The sequence below is a fragment of the Streptomyces sp. NRRL S-646 genome, from assembly GCF_000720765.1.
Lineage (GTDB): Bacteria > Actinomycetota > Actinomycetes > Streptomycetales > Streptomycetaceae > Streptomyces.
The window spans coordinates 1-17697 of sequence record NZ_JODC01000013.1 but is presented as its reverse complement, the minus strand read 5'-3'; the positions used below and the strand labels follow the sequence as shown (position 1 = coordinate 17697).

Annotated in this window: 12 protein-coding genes; 6 read left to right on the top strand and 6 right to left on the bottom strand. The window is 68.7% G+C overall.

Features of this window, described 5'->3' with window-relative positions:
- Positions 1-588: 588 nt before the first annotated feature.
- The 3 genes from IH68_RS56565 to IH68_RS0132250 all read right to left on the bottom strand — a co-directional run bounded on the left by IH68_RS56565 (position 589) and on the right by IH68_RS0132250 (position 3341).
- Positions 589-795: a hypothetical protein gene (locus tag IH68_RS56565; RefSeq protein WP_159403748.1), complete on the bottom strand. Its 207-nt coding sequence runs from the start codon at positions 793-795 to the stop codon at positions 589-591.
- 164 nt (positions 796-959) lie between these two features.
- Positions 960-1673 (bottom strand): TetR/AcrR family transcriptional regulator, encoded by a 714-nt coding sequence (locus IH68_RS0132255; RefSeq protein ID WP_030942058.1) that lies wholly within the window; start codon positions 1671-1673, stop codon positions 960-962.
- Between the two features lie 51 nt (positions 1674-1724).
- Positions 1725-3341: a gamma-glutamyltransferase family protein gene (locus IH68_RS0132250; protein WP_051833844.1), complete on the bottom strand. Its 1617-nt coding sequence runs from the start codon at positions 3339-3341 to the stop codon at positions 1725-1727.
- A gap of 235 nt (positions 3342-3576) precedes the next feature.
- On the opposite strand from IH68_RS0132250, the gene IH68_RS0132245 reads away from it, so the two are divergent.
- The 3 genes from IH68_RS0132245 to IH68_RS0132235 are packed head-to-tail and all read left to right on the top strand — an operon-like array spanning position 3577 to position 6149.
- A complete protein-coding gene (locus IH68_RS0132245; protein WP_030942056.1) occupies positions 3577-4449 on the top strand; it encodes an ABC transporter substrate-binding protein in 873 nt (290 codons plus the stop codon).
- A gap of 31 nt (positions 4450-4480) precedes the next feature.
- Positions 4481-5326 carry an amino acid ABC transporter permease gene (locus IH68_RS0132240; protein ID WP_063763563.1) on the top strand — a complete coding sequence of 282 codons (846 nt, stop codon included), beginning with the start codon at positions 4481-4483 and terminating at the stop codon, positions 5324-5326.
- 1 nt (position 5327) lies between these two features.
- Positions 5328-6149, top strand: coding sequence for an amino acid ABC transporter ATP-binding protein (locus IH68_RS0132235; protein WP_051833843.1), 822 nt, complete (start codon positions 5328-5330; stop codon positions 6147-6149).
- A gap of 874 nt (positions 6150-7023) precedes the next feature.
- Here the strand turns inward: IH68_RS0132235 and IH68_RS51920 are convergent.
- The 3 genes from IH68_RS51920 to IH68_RS0132220 all read right to left on the bottom strand — a co-directional run bounded on the left by IH68_RS51920 (position 7024) and on the right by IH68_RS0132220 (position 10202).
- Entirely contained in the window at positions 7024-9333 is a 2310-nt protein-coding gene (locus IH68_RS51920; RefSeq protein ID WP_051833842.1) for a hypothetical protein, read from the bottom strand.
- A 192-nt stretch (positions 9334-9525) separates the two neighbouring features.
- Positions 9526-9924, bottom strand: a complete 399-nt coding sequence (locus IH68_RS0132225; RefSeq protein ID WP_030942050.1) for a PIN domain-containing protein — start codon at positions 9922-9924, stop codon at positions 9526-9528.
- Complete coding sequence (locus IH68_RS0132220; protein ID WP_030942047.1) at positions 9921-10202, bottom strand: hypothetical protein; 282 nt, start codon at positions 10200-10202, stop codon at positions 9921-9923. The genes IH68_RS0132225 and IH68_RS0132220 overlap by 4 nt, the downstream gene beginning before the upstream one ends.
- A gap of 591 nt (positions 10203-10793) precedes the next feature.
- Here IH68_RS0132220 and IH68_RS0132215 point away from each other — a divergent pair.
- From IH68_RS0132215 to IH68_RS0132205, 3 genes are all read left to right on the top strand, one after another.
- Entirely contained in the window at positions 10794-12272 is a 1479-nt protein-coding gene (locus IH68_RS0132215) for a hypothetical protein (protein WP_159403747.1), read from the top strand.
- Positions 12253-12825, top strand: a complete 573-nt coding sequence (locus tag IH68_RS0132210) for a hypothetical protein (RefSeq protein WP_159403746.1) — start codon at positions 12253-12255, stop codon at positions 12823-12825. The genes IH68_RS0132215 and IH68_RS0132210 overlap by 20 nt, the downstream gene beginning before the upstream one ends.
- Positions 12826-13895: 1070 nt before the next feature.
- A complete protein-coding gene (locus IH68_RS0132205) occupies positions 13896-17195 on the top strand; it encodes an FG-GAP-like repeat-containing protein (protein WP_234341681.1) in 3300 nt (1099 codons plus the stop codon).
- Positions 17196-17697: the final 502 nt, after the last annotated feature.

Here is a 17697-nt window from a genome sequence, read left to right as displayed (position 1 = left end):
TCCTGGGCCCGGTCCCAGATTCGCCAGAGAGGCTGTGCGCTCGCGAAGGCTGCCCGAACCGGATATCCGTACCAGCCGAGCCAAGCGCAGAGCCCGTTCCCGCACGCACTCTGCCCGCCGTTCCTCAAAGCCGTGCCCACAGCGTGCCCATAAGAGCGGACAACCATGGTCAACAGGGGCGCGGCCATGCCCGGGCAACGTCGCCAGCACAACGAATCCGTGCAGGTCAGCAGCCCTGCAGCCGCGCAAGCGCCGTCGCTTCCCAAGCTGAGAGCGCGAGTTCGATTCTCGTCACCCGCTCCACGATGAAACCCCAGGTCAGTGGCCTGGGGTTTGTTTGTTGTCTAGACCAATTTGAGGGTGGTGCGCCCTCGGCGTGCCCTAAGTCGATCTCAACGTGGCATCTCATGGGCGTTCGGCGGCCACTTTGGGTGACTCGACTCCCAGGCGCCTCAAACGGCGAAACGCATTTTGAGTTACCTGCGTCACCACCAAGGACTGCGCCTGCGAAGTCGCTTACGCAAAGCCGCAGTTCGCGGCAGTTACGTGCGGACCACGGCACGCCATGGCTGATCGGGAGCCGCGTTGTCAGTGGTGCTCATGAGGCTTCTTGATGTCCCCGACGGCAGGAGGCCGCGCATGGCCGGGTTCGAGATCAACAAGCGGGCCATCGAGAATATGCAGCGAGAGATCGCGAAGGAATTCGAGCGCGCGGCCCGCAAGCATCCCATCCGCGTCCCAGTCCAGGTGGATACCCCCAGAAATCCCGCCTGCTTCACCCGTGAACGCAGACATCGAGAAGGACCCACATCTCTCGCGTCTACTCGTGTGGCTTGACGATCCGGCTGCCCTCCAGCCAGGAGTGGCCGCCGACGTCTCGTCCTATGTCATCCGCCCGCCGCGCACACCGCCGGCATCGTGCGTCGTGTCCGCGCCGTAAGCACCCGGCGCGCTGCGGCTCAGGTGCGGCGGGCCTCGCACTCCGTCTTCGCCCGGACCGTGTCGATGACCGCCTGGACGGCCGTCACGAAGTTCTGGGGGTCGTCCAGGCCCACGAACCGTGGTGCGACCCGCGCGATGTTGGGGTATTTGTCGGACGGCAGCATGCGGTAGTCCGTCTCCCAGGCGTGCAGGTCGGCGTCCCTGAGCTCCGGGGACAGCGCGGCCAGGCTCGCGTCCATGGCGCTGTAGGCCAGCACCAGGTCGGCGAAGACCCGGTAGTAGCGGGCGGCTTCGGCGTCGTCGAGGCCGGCCCGGCGCATGCAGTCCAGTTTGCGTTCCACGGACCGGAACTCGTTTTCCCGTCGGGCGGTGCGCGCGGCGGCCAGGGCCCCGACCCGGGGATGGCGGAGAAACGCCTCGTGGGTGTGGATCGCGATCTGCATGAGGTCGTGAGCCCAGTCGTCCGTGGGCGGTGGGATGTTGGCCAGGGCCTCCTCGTGCAGGGCGTCGATGAGTGCCAGCAGCAGTTCGTCCTTGTTGCGGAAGTGCCGGTAGATCGCGGTCGGGTGGGCGGACAGCTCACGGCCGAGGGCCTGGAACGTCAGCTTCTCCATACCGGAGGAGTCCGCGACCCGGAACGCCGCCTGGACGATCAGCTCCTGGCTCAGGGTGCCTCGCGGCAGCCGGCTTCGGCTCGCCCTCTTGGTCGTCCTGGCACTGCTGTCGGTCATGCTTCCTTCCTCACGTCGATCGCTCCCATGATCGCGTATCCGGCCATGGCGTCAGCCGGCCACCGCCGAACCGTCCGCGCGCGGATCGGTGGCCGCCGCCAGGTGCGGTCGGCCGTCCCCGGGGACCCACCGGACCAACTGGCCGTGGCCCACCCCGTCGTCGTTCACGCCGAGCGACCGGACGGTGAAGCCCGCCCCCTCGATCGTGTGGACGCCGGCGGCAGGGACGTCCCGCTCGGTGCTGACGACGCCCGCGCCGGTCATCACCCCCGCCTCCATGGCTCCGAGGACCCAGCGTGGCACCGACACGGCGTGTTCGGGAGAGGAACCGGCGGCGAGATGCAGGGCCATGTGGGTGTGCACCTGGGGTTGCGCGCGTCCGCCCATGGCGCCGTGCGCGCCGACGAGTTTGCCTCCTTCGCGCACCAGAACCGGCATGAGCGTGTGCAGCGGCCGCTTCCCGCCGGCCAGCCCGTTCGGCGAGGCGGGGTCGAGGGAGAACGAGGCACCCCGGTTGTGCAGGACGATCCCGGTGCCGGGGTCGAGCACGGCGGCGCCGAAGCTGTGGAAGACGCTCTGGATCAGGGAGACCCAGGTGCCGTCCGCGTCGGCCACCACCACCGCGACGGTGTCACCGCTCGCCTTGCGCTGTGCGAGCAGGTCGACCGCCGTGCCCGACAGGGCGTGCTCGGCGACGCGCCGCGCGTACGCGTCGGACAGCAGGTGGTCGACGGGGGCGCTGCTCCACTCCGGGTCGGCGCAGTGGCGGTCACGGTCGCCGGCGGTCCAGGCGAGGACGGAGGCGACCACGCCGGCGTCGCGGCCCAGCGGGTCGAGCGGCCCGCGGACGGTGCGGGCCACGTCGAGTGCCTTGAGGCCCTGGAGGAAGTAGAGGCCCTGCGAATTCGCACCGGCCGACAGGTACTCGACACCGTCGTACTCCGCGGCGAGCGCCTGCGAGAGCTCCACGGTGTGCGCGGCGAAATCCTCCTCCGTCATCGCGGAGCCCCCAGCCGCGAGCAGTTTCACCAGGCTCGCGCCCACCTCTCCGCCGTACATCGCGGCGGGGCCTTCCGCGCCGATCAGGGCCAGGGAGCGGGCGAGGTGGGGCTGCCGCAGCGTCTGTCCGGCCGCGAGGACCTCGCCGTCGGCGAAGAACACGCCGCGCATGCCGGGATCGCGCGCCAAGTGGCTGCTCTCGCGGGCGAGATCGTGGGCCAGCCCGGAAGCCACGGGCACCCCCTCACGAGCGGCGGCCTCGGCGGGCGCGAGGGCCGCGGCGAGCGGACGGCTGCCCCAGGTCTCGGCGAGTACGCCCCACCCGGCGACCGCGCCGGGAACGGTCACCGGCAGGGCGCCGAGCACCGGCATCAGGTCGTACGACGCCGTCAGCGACGCCACGTCGACCGCGCGCGGGGAGCGGCCGCCGGCGTTGACGAAGCGGACGTCGCCGTCCCGGGTGCCCACCAGGGCCAGCAGATCGCCGCCGACCGAGCACTGGTTGGGGTACACCACCGTCAGCATGGCGGCGGCGGCGAGCGCCGCGTCGACCGCGTTGCCGCCACTACGCAGGACCTCGGCTGCCACCTCGCTCGCCGCGGCGTGGGGCGTCGCGACGGCCCATTCCCCGCCCCTCGCGGCGAGCTGACGTTCGGTGAGTGCGGACATCGTTCCCTTTCCGGGCCCCAAAGACATGAGCCCTTTCCGGGCCCAAGGGCATGAGTGCGCCGACGGGAGTGCGCCGACGGCCGCTTGCGGTGCGCCCTGTTAACTCCCGTGTTACCTGGGGCTTATTGACAGTCCGAGAGCGACGGGCCTAGCTTCCCTGTCATAGTCAACGTTATCGACTATGACACTGACTAAATCGCCGCGCAACAGCGAGAACTCGCAAAGGGGTTCGCACATGGCCAGGTCGCTCTCGTTCTCCCGTAGATCGGTGTCCGTGCTGGCCGGCGCCACCGCGGCGGCCGCCTTGGCCCTCGCCGGCTGCTCCGGCGGTTCCGGCGACACCGACGCCGCCGCGAAGCCGGCGTCGGTCAAGGTGCCCTCGGGTGCGCTCGTGAAGAGCGGCCAGATCACCTACTGCTCGGACATCAGCGCGCCCCCGCTGACGTACTACGACGCCGCGCAGAAACCGGTGGGAGCGGAGATCGAACTCGGCGGCGCGCTGGCCGCCGAGCTCGGGGTCAAGGCGAACTGGGCCAACACCAGCTTCAACGGGATCATCCCGGCGTTGCAGGCCAAGCAGTGCGACGCGATCATCAGCCAGCTCTACATCAAGCCGGAGCGGGAGAAGGTCGTCGACTTCGTCCCGTACATGTACGCCTCCAACACCCTGGTCGTGGCCGAGAAGAACGCCAAGGCGATCAAGAGCGCGGACGACCTGTGCGGCAAGAAGGCGGCCGGGCAGACCGGCACGACCGTCGTCCAGTACCTCACCGACCAGTCCAAGAAGTGCACGGCGGCCGGGAAGCCGAAGATCGACGTCCGCCAGTTCACCAAGGACAGCGACGCCCTCCAGCAGCTGCGCCTCGGACTGGTGGACTCCTACGGCACGACGCTGGAGACGGCCGCGTATGTGCTGAAGCAGCAGCCGGGCACCTTCAGCCTCGTCGGCGCCCCGTTCAACCGCATCAAGGTGGGAGCCGCGACCCGCAGGGACGACGCGGCCCTGCACGACGCGCTCACGAAGGCGCTGGCAGCCGTGAGCAAGAGCGGCACGTACGACGCGATCCTCAAGAAGTGGAACCTGTCCGGCGACGACATCGCCGACTGATGCCACGGCAGGCGCGCAGAGAGAAGACGACGTGACCCACGCAACCGTGCTCGCCGACGCAGGGCAGCCGGCCGGCTTCGACTGGCCGTTCTTCTGGCACTACCTGTTCTCGCCCTCCGGGGTGTTCCTCGACGGGCTCTGGCGCACCGTCTACATATCGGTGATCGCCCAACTGCTCGGTGTGCTCCTCGGGTTCGCCGTCGCCCTGGCCCAGCGCAGCCGCTTCGCCCCGCTGCGCTGGGGCGGCCGGACCTATGTCTGGCTGATCCGCGGCACGCCCCTGCTCGTCCAGCTCGTCCTCGTCTACAACGGCCTCGCCGCGGCGGGCATCTACCGCTTCGGCGACCTCCAGGTGGGCGGGCTCGTGTTCCTCGGCGTCGTGCAGGCGGCGATTCTGACACTCGCCGTGAACGAGGCCGCGTACATGGCGGAGATCTTCCGCGCGGCCCTCGACGCCATCGATCCCGGGCAGGCGGAGGCGGCGCAGGCGCTGGGCATGACCCCGGCGATGACCATGCGGGTCGTACTGCTGCCGCAGGCGATCCGGATCATCGTGCCGCCGCTGGGCAACGAGTTCAACCTGATGATGAAGTCGACCTCGCTGCTGTCGGTCATCGGCCTGCAGGAGATGTTCCTGAGCGCGCAGTCGATCAACTCGGCGACCTTCAAGACCTTCGAGATCTTCCTCGTCGTCGCCTGCTACTACCTCGCGCTGACGACGGTGTGGTCGTTCGTCCAGCGGTTCATCGAGCGCAAGCTCGCCGATCCCGGACAGACGATCGCCACGCCCTCGCTGCGGGAGCGGCTCGCCGGTGGCGGCCTGGGCCGCGGCACCGGCGGCAAGGACTCCACGCTCGTCGGCAAGGAGGCCCACTGACATGGAACCCATCACAACTCCGGCCGACGCGACCGCAGTGATGTCGGCGCGCGGGGTGGTCAAGCGCTTCGGCGACGTACGGGTGCTGAACGGCATCTCCATGGACGTCCGGGCCCGCGAGGTCGTGGTCATGGTGGGGCCGTCAGGGTCCGGCAAGACCACGTTCCTCCGCTGCCTCAACCACCTCGAACAAATCGACGAGGGCGAGATCCTCATCCATGGCCTCCCGGTCGGCTACCGGCCGCGGCGGTCCGGCTCCGATCAGCCGGTGTCCGCTCGGCCGGTGGAGGAGCGGCCGAAGGTGGTGGCCGAGCGCCGCCGCAACATCGGTTTCGTATTCCAGCGCTTCAACCTCTTTCCCCATCTGACCGCGCTCGACAACGTGGCCGTCGCGCCGATGAAGGTCCTCGGCATGCCGAAGGCCGAGGCCAGGGAGCAGTCGCAGGCGCTCCTGGCAAGGGTGGGCCTCGAACACAAGGCGTCGTCGCGGCCGTCGGCCCTGTCCGGCGGCCAGCAGCAGCGCGTCGCCATCGCCCGCGCCCTCGCCATGAAGCCGGAGTTGATGCTCTTCGACGAACCGACGAGCGCCCTCGACCCCGAGATGGTCGGCGAGGTCATCGCCGTGATGAAGGAACTCGTCGACGACGGCATGACGATGATCGTCGTCACACACGAGATGGGGTTCGCCCGCTCGGCCGCGGACCGGCTGGTCATGTTCGACCAGGGGGCCGTCCTGGAGGAAGGCCCCCCTGAGAAGCTCATGACCGACCCCGCCCACGAACGCACACGCGCCTTCCTGCGCCGTATCGACGAGGGCGACTGAGCAAGCGCGGCGCAGACACCGATCCCGGGTTCGCATCCCATCTCGGAAAGGGTGTGGGTCTGGGACGTGCTTTCGCCTTGCCATCCGTCAAGGAGGGCGTCGGACTCGCCGCGATGGAGGCACTCGCCGCGGTAGGTCCGCTGGTGGTACGCGATCTGCCCGTACTGCGCGAGGTGTTCGACAGCGCCGCCCGTTTCGCAGCCACCCACCAAGACCTGGCCGCTGGGCTCGGTGCCGCGCTCCCGGACGAGACGCTCGCGCGGCGGGCGTGGGGCCCCGCCGACTCACCGCTCGCCACACCTGAGCCACCGCCGCGGAACGCCACCCGGCGTTCTACGGCTCTCGGCCGAGGGGCCCCGAAGATCCCGGGCAGGACCTCACCGGGAGTTTGCCTACATCCGCAACGTCTCCTCAGCACCTGCTCCCTGGACGAGGCAGCCCATGCGCGGTTGTGCCGCCAGGAGCGTCGGCCTCTCCCCTTCCGAGGTCCGTGCCATCCGCGTGCCCGCAAGAGCGGAAAACAGCGGTCAATAACGGTGCGATCCGACCCTCACAACCACCTCAGAGGGAAGGTATCCACGCAGGCCAAAGCCGTGGAGCCCGCCCAAACACCGTCGCTTCCCAAGCTGAGAGCGCGAGTTCGATTCTCGTCGCCCGCTCTTCTTGAAGCCCCAGGTCAGCGATCTGGGGCCGTCTGAGTTCCCAGCCTCCCCTGGCCGGCACGACAGCGGCACCGCCTCGACGAATACCGCTCCAACGAATTGTCTGAGCGGCGCCCAGGTGGTCCTCGGTCCCGCAAGACGTAAGGACGGCAACCCGTGCGGATTCGCTTCGGCTCAGCTGCGGGTGCCGGACGGCCCCGAGCGGTCGAGTCTCACGAGGGCCTCCCGGGGCGGACCGTCAGATAGGTCCACTGGCTCCATACGCCACCGGTTTGTGCGCCCGTGGCCGGCGGCGTGTAGTAAGCGCGGATGCGGTAGTGGTCGTTGCTCACGAACAGCTTCAGAGCCCGGCCGTAGCCGTACCAGCCGTCGGAATACAAGGGCACGCAACTCTGCGAAGTCACCTGGTGCCAGGCCCCCGAGGAGTAGTGCTCGAGGTACACCGACGTGCAGCCGCCGGACTGATGGGGGGTGACCTGGACGTTGTACCCCATGTTGACCTCGGACTTGTAGAAGACCTGGTAGGTGGTGGCTCCGATGCGGGTGGTCCCCATTGGCCACTGCATCTGCGTCCGGACCGTCGGCGCGACGATCGCACTGGTGGTCACCGTGCGCGGCTCGTAGCGGTAGTCACCGGCGAAGGCCGCGCTGAAGACGGTGTTGCGGGTGATCTTGTAGTACGCGACGAGGTTCCCCTGCGCGTCGACCTTGCCGGTCTTGAGCTGCGTCCGCGACTTGCCCGCAGGTTGGTCGTACAGCGTCACGAGACGGGAGTTGTACGTCGTCCCCAGATGCGCGGTGACCTTGACCGTCGCGCCGGAGTGGTACGACCTCGCGTCGGTCGCCACACTCAGGCTCGGAGTGGCTCTGGACACCTGCACCTTCGCCGACGCCGCGACCGGGAGGTAGGACGTGCCACCGTCGTAGGTGAAGGCGTACGTGTTCGCGCCGCCGGCCTGCGGGGTGTCGTGGAAGGCGAAGCTGCCGTCGGCGGCGACGGGCACGGTGCCCACCGAGTAGCCGGAGGGGTGCGCCAAGTCGGTCTTGACGACGTGGACCGCGCCGGTCGTCACATGTGCATGCGGCCAGGTGAGTTGCCCGGTGACGGTCATCGGTGCGGCACGGTCGGCGGCGGAGGGAGCAGCCAGCGCCATGGTGGGCGCGTACTTCGCGACGGGGATGTCGAAGGTCTGGCTTGCCGGGGCGTAGTGGCCGCTTCCGGAGTAGTCGACGCGGAAGCTCAGTGAGCCGGTGAGGGGAGCGGTGCCGGCGACGTAGTAGGAGCCGAAGAAGTCGGCCGGCGTGACCCGGGTGGTTGTCGGGTCGGGGATGAGCGCGCCGTCCGGATCGGCGTCGTCGTAGCGCGTGATCCGGACGGTGCCCGGCATCATGGAGACTCCGTCGTTGAGACTGAGGGGCGAATCGAAGCCTGTTTGGAAGGAATAGGCCTCGCCGGGGGCGAGCGGAGTCGTGTTTGAGCGTCCGAGGAGCCTGACCCGCGCGGTTTCCGGGTTCCGAGCTGTCCGGAGCGTCGGTGTTCCCCCGGCGGCGTCCACGCCCACGGCGTAGAGCCGGCTTCCGTCCGGTGCCCAGGCAAGGCCGTGTGCGGCCAGGCGTACCGGCGTCTCGAACTCGTACTCGTTGTAGAAGCCCTCGCCCGTTTCCGGAAATGCCTCGAACGCGTAGTCGTTGCAGCCGCAGCCGGCCAGGGTGCCGTCCGCGGCCACGGCGACGGCTTTGGCGGCCACAGGCATGGCAAATCGCCCGTCCACCGCCAGATCCGAGGTGCGGTACCGATTGTCGCTCGCGCCCTTCCAGGACGAGACCGCCAAGTGCTGCCCGCCCGCCGTGACCGCGAAGTCGCTCAGGTCGGGGACGGGCAGCGCCTTCGCGGCCTGCCGGGTCAGCGCATCGCCCTCGGCCCGGTACGTGACGAAGGCGGAGGTGTCGCCCGTCTGCGCGGCGGCCGCGAGTACGCCGGAGGGCGTCGGGGTCGTCGCCAGCATGGGCGGTGCTGCCCAACTGCCGGAATCCTTCCGCAAAGTGACCGTACCGGCCCCGTCGACGGATCCGATGCCGCCGGCGCCCGCCGTGCCGTACCCGAACCAGAGAGTGCCCCCGGCGACGGCCAGCGAGTCCGGATGGGTGGCCGCGCCCGTGCCGTAACGAGCAGACTCCGTCAGGTTGTCCGTGCGGATCGCCGCGATCGCGTCCTGGTCCGGCAGAGCCGCGTACAGTGCGGATCCGTCGTCGGAGAGGGCAAGACCGGTGACCCCCGGCTCGCCACTGATCATCGTCGGGTTTCCGCCGTCGAGGTCGGTGACGAGAATGCCGTCGGTGCCGGAGCCGCCGCTGATGAACAGGTGTCCGTGCGGAGCATCGACCACCATGTGCGAGAAGTGCGCGATCGGCAGTGGTACATCCGACGCCGCGTACGAGTCGACCGCGGCGGGACCGATGACAGTCGTCAGTCCCAGGAACAGCGCTGCGGCGGTCGGCAGCGAGAAACGCGCCAGCTTCATGAAAGGCCCCCCACACAACCTTCACGATCAAGGGGCGCAACCTAGCACGGGAAGGTCGGGCGCCGCCCGGGTGGGGTGGAGATCACCGAGACCCGACCGCGCGTGGATTCGAGGCGGCGCGGGGTCTGGGACCGAGCCGGGACGGTTGCCGGTCTGCTCTCAGCGAGCGCCGTCTCCACAAGGCGCCTCGGCTCAGACCTTCTCCGCGCTCACGTGTGGATGCTCGGCAGTGAGCAGCCCGATGTCTTCCACATCGGAAGTCAGGATCGTCACCCGGCCGGGATGCTGCAGGGCGGTGGCACACAGCATGGCGTCAATGGCGTACTTGTGGCCATCTAGCCGTGCTGCGCGCAGCAAAGCGGCAGCGGATTGCGCGACGGCCTGGGTCACCGGCTCGACGCTCAGGCGGGGCAGGGTCCCCTTCAGGGCGGCGTCGTTGATCTTCGGGTGGATCACCTCTACCAGCACGGCGGCCGAGGTGATCACAGGCAGGTCCGCGTCACGAGCCGCCGTCAGCCACTCGTGGATTTCCCGATCACGCTGTACGGCCTTCGCCAGGCCCTCGCTGTCCAGGACCAGGGCACCACTCACGCGGCCGCCCCGGCATTCGAAGCGCCGCCGGTCAACCGGGCACGCTTGGCCGCCACGGCCTCGGGGTCGGCCGGGCCGTGCACCTTGTCGGAGTCCGCGATCAGCTCGTCCAGGTTGTCCCGCTCGATCTGCCGCTGGGCCGCCTTCTCCAGATACGCCGAGACGCCCCGCTTGCCGACCCGCTCACGGATCGCCTGCAGAGTTCCGGCTGTCAGCGTGACGGAGATACCACTGGTGGGGCCGTCGCCGGGCAGAAAGTCCACGTCGTCATCAGCCACACCCCAAGAGTGCTATTAAAAATGGCTATGCAGCCGCAACGCCCTTTCAAGCTATGGAGCCCGTGCGAGCGCCGTCGTTTCCCAAGCTGAGAGCGCGAGTTCGATTCTCGTCACCCGCTCCATGATGAAACCCCAGGTCAGTGGCCTGGGGTTTGTTTGTTGTCTAGTCCAATTCGAGGGTTGCGTGCCCTTCGCGTGCCCTACCTGGACCGGCCCTCGCGCTTCACGGTCGGCCCAACCAGCCGAAACGTCCTGCTGGAAGATTAGACGGACCGTCACGAAATGGCGCGACGGATGAAGGTGAGCGCGACTTGAGCATTATTTGAGCTCTACGGCAAAGCGGGTGAAGTTCGATGGCAAAGCGATCCCAAAGGACGTTGACCTTTCAAGTTTCGCCGCGCTAGCTTCCAGTCACGCCGCAAAAGACCAGGTCAGACCAGACCAACGCGGCGCAAGGCGGGGGCACAATCAAGGGCGATCGGCCGTGCCCGCCGAATTTTACAGCCGTATTTCGTACGGCTCACTTGACCCGTCGGGCGCCCCGGAAATCCGGGGAGCGTCGATAAATTCGGGGAATCGGGGATTTCCTTCATGTCCAAAATATCTGGCAGACGGCTGACCCTGGCCACTGCACTCAGTGTCGTCGCCGCATCGGCCGTGGTCGGCCTGGCAATAGCCGCACCGGCCCACGCCGTCTGCACGCAGAGCACCGCCGACTCGCCGGGTTGCGGCAGCACCAGCAGCCCGGCCCCCACCACAACGACGGACGACAAGCCCACGGACGGCGGGGCACTGCCCTCGAGCGGACCGACGATCACCGCGGCGCCCAGCCCGAGCACCCTGCCCCCCGTGTCCGGCGCCGCCACGGTCAAGGGCATCTTCACCCTGGGCAACGGCTCACCGCTGGCCGGCGCCACGGTGACCCTGACCCCGGTGGACGAAGCGCTGCCGGCGGACGGCAGCACCATAACGCCGACGACCGTGGGCACGGCGACCACGGCCGCGGACGGCAGCTGGTCGTTCACGCTGCCCTCGACCCTCCCGAGCAATCTGCAGACCTACGCGGACGACAACGGAGGCGTGCTCTCCCTGGAAGCGTCCTTCTACGGTCAGGCCCCGGACGGCACTGTGCTGACCGGTACCGACTACGTGGACGCGGGCGTGGCCACCGGTTCCGCGACCACGGAGGGCTCGGCCGCGGCCCGTGCCGAGGCGACGGACACCGTGGCGATCCACCCCGACACGGACGAGACGCAGGTGACTCCAGCGGACTCGACCCTGGTCGACACCGCGGACACCCCCTCCGACACGCCCATGAGCACCTGGCAGTCGGCGGACGGCACGTCGGCCACCACCTTCAATCCGAACGTGGTCGACGGCGTGGACTACAGCGCCGTGAAGCCGAAGATCGGCGTGCCGACCTGCGTGCCGAGCAAGCACGTCATCAAGCAGCACGACTACTACACATCCGTCGGTGAAGCGCACGCGTACTACGACACCACCGCCGCCTTCGAGTACAACAACACCCTGTCCAGCACCTGGGGCGTGGCAACCAGCGTCGACGGCGAGCACTGGTCCATCACCGGAAAGGTCTCGCGCAAGAGCAGCACCGGCCACGCCGTGGGCTTCGCGAACCAGGGGCCGCACTGGGCCAAGCGATTCCAGATTCCGGTCGAATACCAGGACGTCGACCATCAGCTCGCCTGCCCCAACCACAAGGTCACGCATTCGTACTCCATCCTCCCGGTCAAGTACGACATTCCTGCCGGGGGTGACACGGCGAGATACGGCGGCGATGTCCGCAACAAGGACGGAGTGGCGGCGTACCGGAACTCCAATCCGGCCTATCGTGCGGTTCTCGGAAAGAAGCAGTACGCGACCATCACCTCCGGAACCTCCATCACGATCGGCTACGCCGCCAAGGTGTTCGGAGTGACGATCAGCCTCGACACCGAGTACGGCACCTCGCACTTCCAGAAAATCACCGCGGGATCGGGTGGCGAGGAGCACGACATCTGGGGCGCCAAGGGCAAGATTTCGGGGAACCCCGGTGTCATCTACTCGTACTAGCGGCCGCGGCCGCGCCTGGGCGCTCGCCGTGACAGCGCTGCTGGCTTTCGCGACAGGTTGCGCGGGTGCCACCGGCACGGACCGGGTCACGGCGGGGACGGCGCTGCAGGCGGAGGGGCCGGGAACATCCGGTTCCCTCGGCTTCTCGAACGTGAAGGTCGGCGACGTCTACCGCATGGCCTTCCCCCTCACGAGGAACACGTCCAAACAAGCCGTCTCCGTCACCGGGGTCAAGCTCCTCAACGTCCCGGCGGGTGCCAAGGTGCTTGGTTACGCGGTCTACTCGGTGAAGGACACACCCGGCTACCGGCTGGGCTACCAGGAGACCACCCACCCCACCGCCGGCGACGTGGACCTCGACAAGTACCCGAACTACGCCGGGCATCCGTACACGATCAAGCCGGGGGTGCTCAGCGACAAATACGCGGTGGTGCGGCTCAAGGTCACCGCAAAGGTGACCAAGCCCATCACAGGCTGCGAGGCGGACTACACCCAGTCCGGGCAGTCCTACCGCCAGACCCTCACCTGCAAGTTCGGGCTCGACATGGCCTGAGCAAGGGTGACGGCACGGCGATCTCCCGCCTCGTACACCGCATGATCCATCGGTGGTGCCCTGTCCCGACTTCCTACGGGGCAGGGCATCGTCTCTTCAGCGCGACGGCCAGACGTCAGTCGGCGGATTCCAGCCGGAGCACCCCTAGGACGACGTACATATCGGCGTGCCGGTGGTCACCACCCGGCACCGCTCGACGGCGAATCCCGCTACCAGCCGCGCAAATGGACCGAGACCCTGGCCATCGACAAGTCCTCCGACGCCGCAGCCTTGGAGTACGCCCTGGACACGGCCCTCGAAGTGATTCCCCACCTGGTGCTGGAGGACCTGTGCGAGACACCGATCCTTCTGGCCGCCGGTCGTGTCGAACTGAGCACCCTGCGCCGGGAGTGTGCATCTGCAACGTGCCGTGTCAGCAGCGCCCCTCCCCCGGAGGGCCGGCACCGCAACGAACCATTGGATCCCTCGCATGGCATCGTTCCGTGGGCTCGTGCCCAAAGCGTGCCCATAAGACCGGACACCCGCGGTAAACAACGGTGCGAAGCCGACCCTCCGAACTGAACAGCCGAGGGGGTATACGCAGGTCAGAGGCCATGTGCGTATCCAAGCGCCGTCGCTTCCCAAGCTGAGAGCGCGAGTTCGATTCTCGTCACCCGCTCTTTTTGAAGCCCCAGGTCAGCGGCCTGGGGCTGGTGTTTGGCGGGAATTCTGCATCGGTTTCGACCCGGCAAGCGCAGGAAGAACGGGCACACAGAGGGCACAAGTGCTTGGCAGGTGCCGTGCACGCATCACCCACCCAAGTCGCCGTCGGTGGACTGAACTTGGGCACCGGGGAGCTCGCGGCACAGTCAGGTCAGGGACCGACGCACCATCGCGGGGCTTCCGTCAGGCTCTGCGCAACCGTCGCCCGGAGCAGCGTTCCCGCAGACGGTAGGTCACGACGGTCGGTCATGGACATGCTGTTAGGCTCCCGTCACGCGCATGGGGGGAGCGGCCGGGGGGCCGGGGGGAAGCGCCAAGGCGTTGCCGTACGTCCCGTCATGCCTTCTTCTTGCCTTTCAGGAGGAACGGTGGCTCGACTCGGCCGACGCCGACACAGACAGGCTCATGGTTCACGCTCAGCACGCCTCGGCACGTCGGCGACACGTACCGCCGCCGTCCTGGCGACGGCACTGAGTCTCGGCCTTCCGCTCGCTGCTGTACCGTCCTCGGCGGCAGCCGCTCCGCTGTCGGCAGCCGCGGCCGACGAGGTCGTGCTGCCTGCCGCCCCACGTGCCGTCCCCAGGGCCACGCAAATCCTCAACGCGGGGACCAGCGGATTCCTTTGGACCCAGGAGGGCGACGACCGGTTCCTGTGGACGGACTACGCCACCGGCACCACAACCGCACTGGAGAAGCGGCTGGACGTCCCGGTGCAGTACGACATCGACAGCGGCTACTTCCGTGAGGCCGCGTCCTTCCAGCCCGGCTACTACGGGGACGGGTCCGACACCGTCGCCCTCTACTCGGAGGAGGACTCCCAAGTCACCCTCCTCCAGGGCGCGGGCACTTCGGGCAGCACCGCCGTGGTGCCCGTGCCCAACCATCACACCTACCAGGGCACCTTCGGCAGCACCGTCCTCACCAGCACCAGCGGCGTCAGCGGAAACCCGAACGCCTACCAGCTGTGGCGCGTCCAGGACGGGGGCGGGGTCGCTGAGGCGCCCGTGACCGGGCTGCCGGAGGGCGCGTCCAACGTGGTGGTCGAGGACGGCGACGCCCGGTCCGTCATCCTCCGCTACAACACCGGCGACAGCGAGGAAAGCTGGGGCCACTGGGGCATCGTCGACCTCGCCACCGGCGCGCTCGGCGCGCTGCCCGACCGGGTCAACCCGGAGGACGGCTGGGAGGTGACCGGCTTCCGGCTGGGTGCCGACTCGGTGGTGCGGCTGCGCAGTGGGCGCGGCAAGGTGGACGTGTACGACCGCGACGACCTGTCCGCCGCGCCTCGTACCTTCGACACGGGCGCCCTGACCTACCAAGCCGCGTACGGGATCGTCGGCGACAAGCTGCTCGGTGTCGAACCGGTGTCGCCCGGCGACAACATGTACCGGGGCCAGCCGCTGTGGGCCCTCACGTCCGACGGCACGGACACCGACCTGACCAAGGTCATGGACCCGGCCGCCCATCAGATCGTCCAGGCGCCGGACGGCTCGGTCCTCGTGGCGGGCGCCGCGCAGTACGTCGAGCAGGGCGACCTCGACTGGGGCGTGTACCGAATCGCCCCGGCCGCCGACGGCTCGGTCACCCGCAGCCGCTTGACCGCCGTGCAGCCGATGCCCGCGCAGATCAACGGCCTCTCGCTCGGCAGCGGCATCCTCACCACGGCCGACAACAGCACTTTGTACGAACCCCAGACGATTCTCGGCGCCTATCGCAGCACCTGGCTCACTACCAGCGGCACGCCGAGCGCCGCCAGAACCACCGTGGACGGGCTGGTCAGCGGATGGGACGGCGACTGCTCCGCCGGCGCCACCCGCTGCATCCCGATGTTCGCCGACGGGACCGGCCACCACGGCCGCCGCGACGCCACCGAGTCCGGCCTGACCATGCTGCGCACCAACGGTGCCACCACCTGGGGCCCCACCCTCGACACGGGGGACGACAGCCCGCAGCTCAAAGACCTCTCCGGACGGTACGCGGTCGTCGACGGCGCCTCCTCCGGCACCCAGTACGTCAGCGAGTTCCCCGACGCCTCGGCGGGCAAGGTCCTGCAGAAGCGCGACCGGGTCGCCGCGGCCGTCTGGGGCAACACCCTGTGGAGCGGCGCGGCCACGGGAGGCAAGGTCACGGCCACCCGGCTCCCGTCCGGCACCGCCGTGGAGTCCTTCACCACCCGCAACGGCTGCACCCCGTCGGACCTCCAGGCCGTGGGCCGCTGGGTGTACTGGACCTGCGTGGACGCCTGGGGCGACGTCCAGGGCTCAGGTGTCTACGACCGTACGACCAAGCTCACCGCCACCGCCCCGGCCAGCAGGGTCCTCCTCGGAGACGGTTACCTCGTCCAACACGTCGGCGGCACCAACTCGGACAGCGGGCTGACGCTCATCGACCTGCACGGCGGTCTGCCGTCCAGCGGGTCCTACACCGACCTGCCGAGCCGCAAGCTCGTCAACTGGACCGAACTCGGCCGGTACGGAACCGGGGTCAGCGGGGTGCGCACCAGCTGGACCGTGGACCGCTTCGGCGGCGGTGTCGCCTATGCCGACGACGAGCAGCGCGTCCACCTCGTGAAGACCGGCGTTCCGGCGTCCGCACTGTCGGCCATCGACTCCACGGTCACCCCTGGGACCGCGAGCTGGTCCGGCACCTGGTGGCTGTCGAAGCCCGCCGCCTCCTGGAAGGTGATCGTCCGCCACAAGGCGTCCGGCGCCACCGTGCGTACCGTGTCCGGCTCCACCGCCCGCGGTCTGCTGACGGCCGCCTGGGACGGCAAGGACTCCGCGGGCCGCCTCGTCATCAACGGCACCTACACCTGGACACTCACCGCCCAACCCGCCGACGGCCAGGGCGCCGCCCTCAGCCTCTCCGGCAACCTCGCGGTGACGGCCGGAGCGGCGGCACCGCGCGACTACGCGGGCAACGACGGCGTCGGCGACGTCCTCACCCTCAACTCCTCCGGCACCCTCACCATCCAGCGCGGCACCGGCACGGGCACGCTGGGCAGCCCGGTCTCCGGTACCGGCTGGCCGACCACCGCGAAGTTCGTGCCGTTCGGCGACCTCAGCGGCGACCGGTGCAACGACGTCCTGGTCCGGCTGAGCAGCGGCGCTCTCCGCGCCTACCGCCCCTCCTGCGGCAAGGCGGCGACGCCCTCGACGCCGTACACCTCACTCGGCACCTCCGGCTGGGGCCAGTACGACGAGCTGACCGCGCCGGGTGACGTGAGCGGCGACGGTCGCCCGGACCTGATCGCCCGCAACGCCTCGACCGGCACGGTCTACCTGTACAAGGGCACCAGTACGGGCGAGCTGTCGGCGCGCGTGAAGCTGTACGACAACTGGAAGACGTACAAGAGGGTCGTCGGGGCCGGCGACCTGAACGGCGACGGCATCGGCGACCTCCTCGCCCAGGACACGTCGAACAACCTGTACCGGTACGACGGCACCGGCAGCGGCACTTTCAAGGCCCGCGTGAAGGTGTTCTCGAACTGGGGCGCTTCCTACAATGCGGTCGTCGGAGTCGGAGACATCACCGGCGACGGCAGGACGGACCTCGTCTCGCGCGACACCAGCGGCAACCTGTACCGCAACAGTGGGGACGGCAAGGGGTCGTTCGGCGGCCGTACGAAGATCGCGACGGGCTGGCAGGGGTATAGGGCCGTCGCATGAGGAACAGCGACGTGGTGTCGCCCGCTGCCGGACCCAGCTCCCTGGGCGCGGGCCCGGCAGTTCGCCCGCTCCGCGAACTGCCGGGCCTCCGCCTGCGGGGCAGGTTCCCCCGTCACGTGGCCGCCCGAGCGCCGTCGCTTCCCAAGCTGAGGGCGCGAGTTCGATTCTCGTCACCCGCTCCATGATGAAACCCCAGGTCAATGACCTGGGGTTTATTTGTTGTCCAGTGCTGTGACCGAGAAGGTTCACCGGGTTTGGGTCTCCCGTCAGCGCTGACGATCTCGGAGTATCGAAGGATGGGGAATCGGGGGGATCCGGCCGAGGCGTTTCGGGCGGAGGTGCGCGTTGAGTTCGCCTTCCTGGTCGAGGACGCCGGCTTTTCGGGCCCGGAGCAGACTGACAATGGGCTTCTCTTCCATAGCGTCGGCCTGGACGTGGAGGTCTGGTTCCTGGACGGGCACGAGCCCGTGGTGACGACGCTGGTTGCTCCGGTCGCATCGGA

What these genes read in the sequence shown, in the direction of transcription:
- IH68_RS56565 (WP_159403748.1), bottom strand. Translation starts at nt 795, where the DNA reads ATGTCTGCGTTCACGGGTGAAGCAGGCGGGATTTCTGGGGGTATCCAC.
- IH68_RS0132255 (WP_030942058.1), bottom strand. Translation starts at nt 1,673, where the DNA reads ATGACCGACAGCAGTGCCAGGACGACCAAGAGGGCGAGCCGAAGCCGG.
- IH68_RS0132250 (WP_051833844.1), bottom strand. Translation starts at nt 3,341, where the DNA reads ATGTCCGCACTCACCGAACGTCAGCTCGCCGCGAGGGGCGGGGAATGG.
- IH68_RS0132245 (WP_030942056.1), top strand. Translation starts at nt 3,577, where the DNA reads ATGGCCAGGTCGCTCTCGTTCTCCCGTAGATCGGTGTCCGTGCTGGCC.
- IH68_RS0132235 (WP_051833843.1), top strand. Translation starts at nt 5,328, where the DNA reads ATGGAACCCATCACAACTCCGGCCGACGCGACCGCAGTGATGTCGGCG.
- IH68_RS51920 (WP_051833842.1), bottom strand. Translation starts at nt 9,333, where the DNA reads ATGAAGCTGGCGCGTTTCTCGCTGCCGACCGCCGCAGCGCTGTTCCTG.
- IH68_RS0132215 (WP_159403747.1), top strand. Translation starts at nt 10,794, where the DNA reads ATGTCCAAAATATCTGGCAGACGGCTGACCCTGGCCACTGCACTCAGT.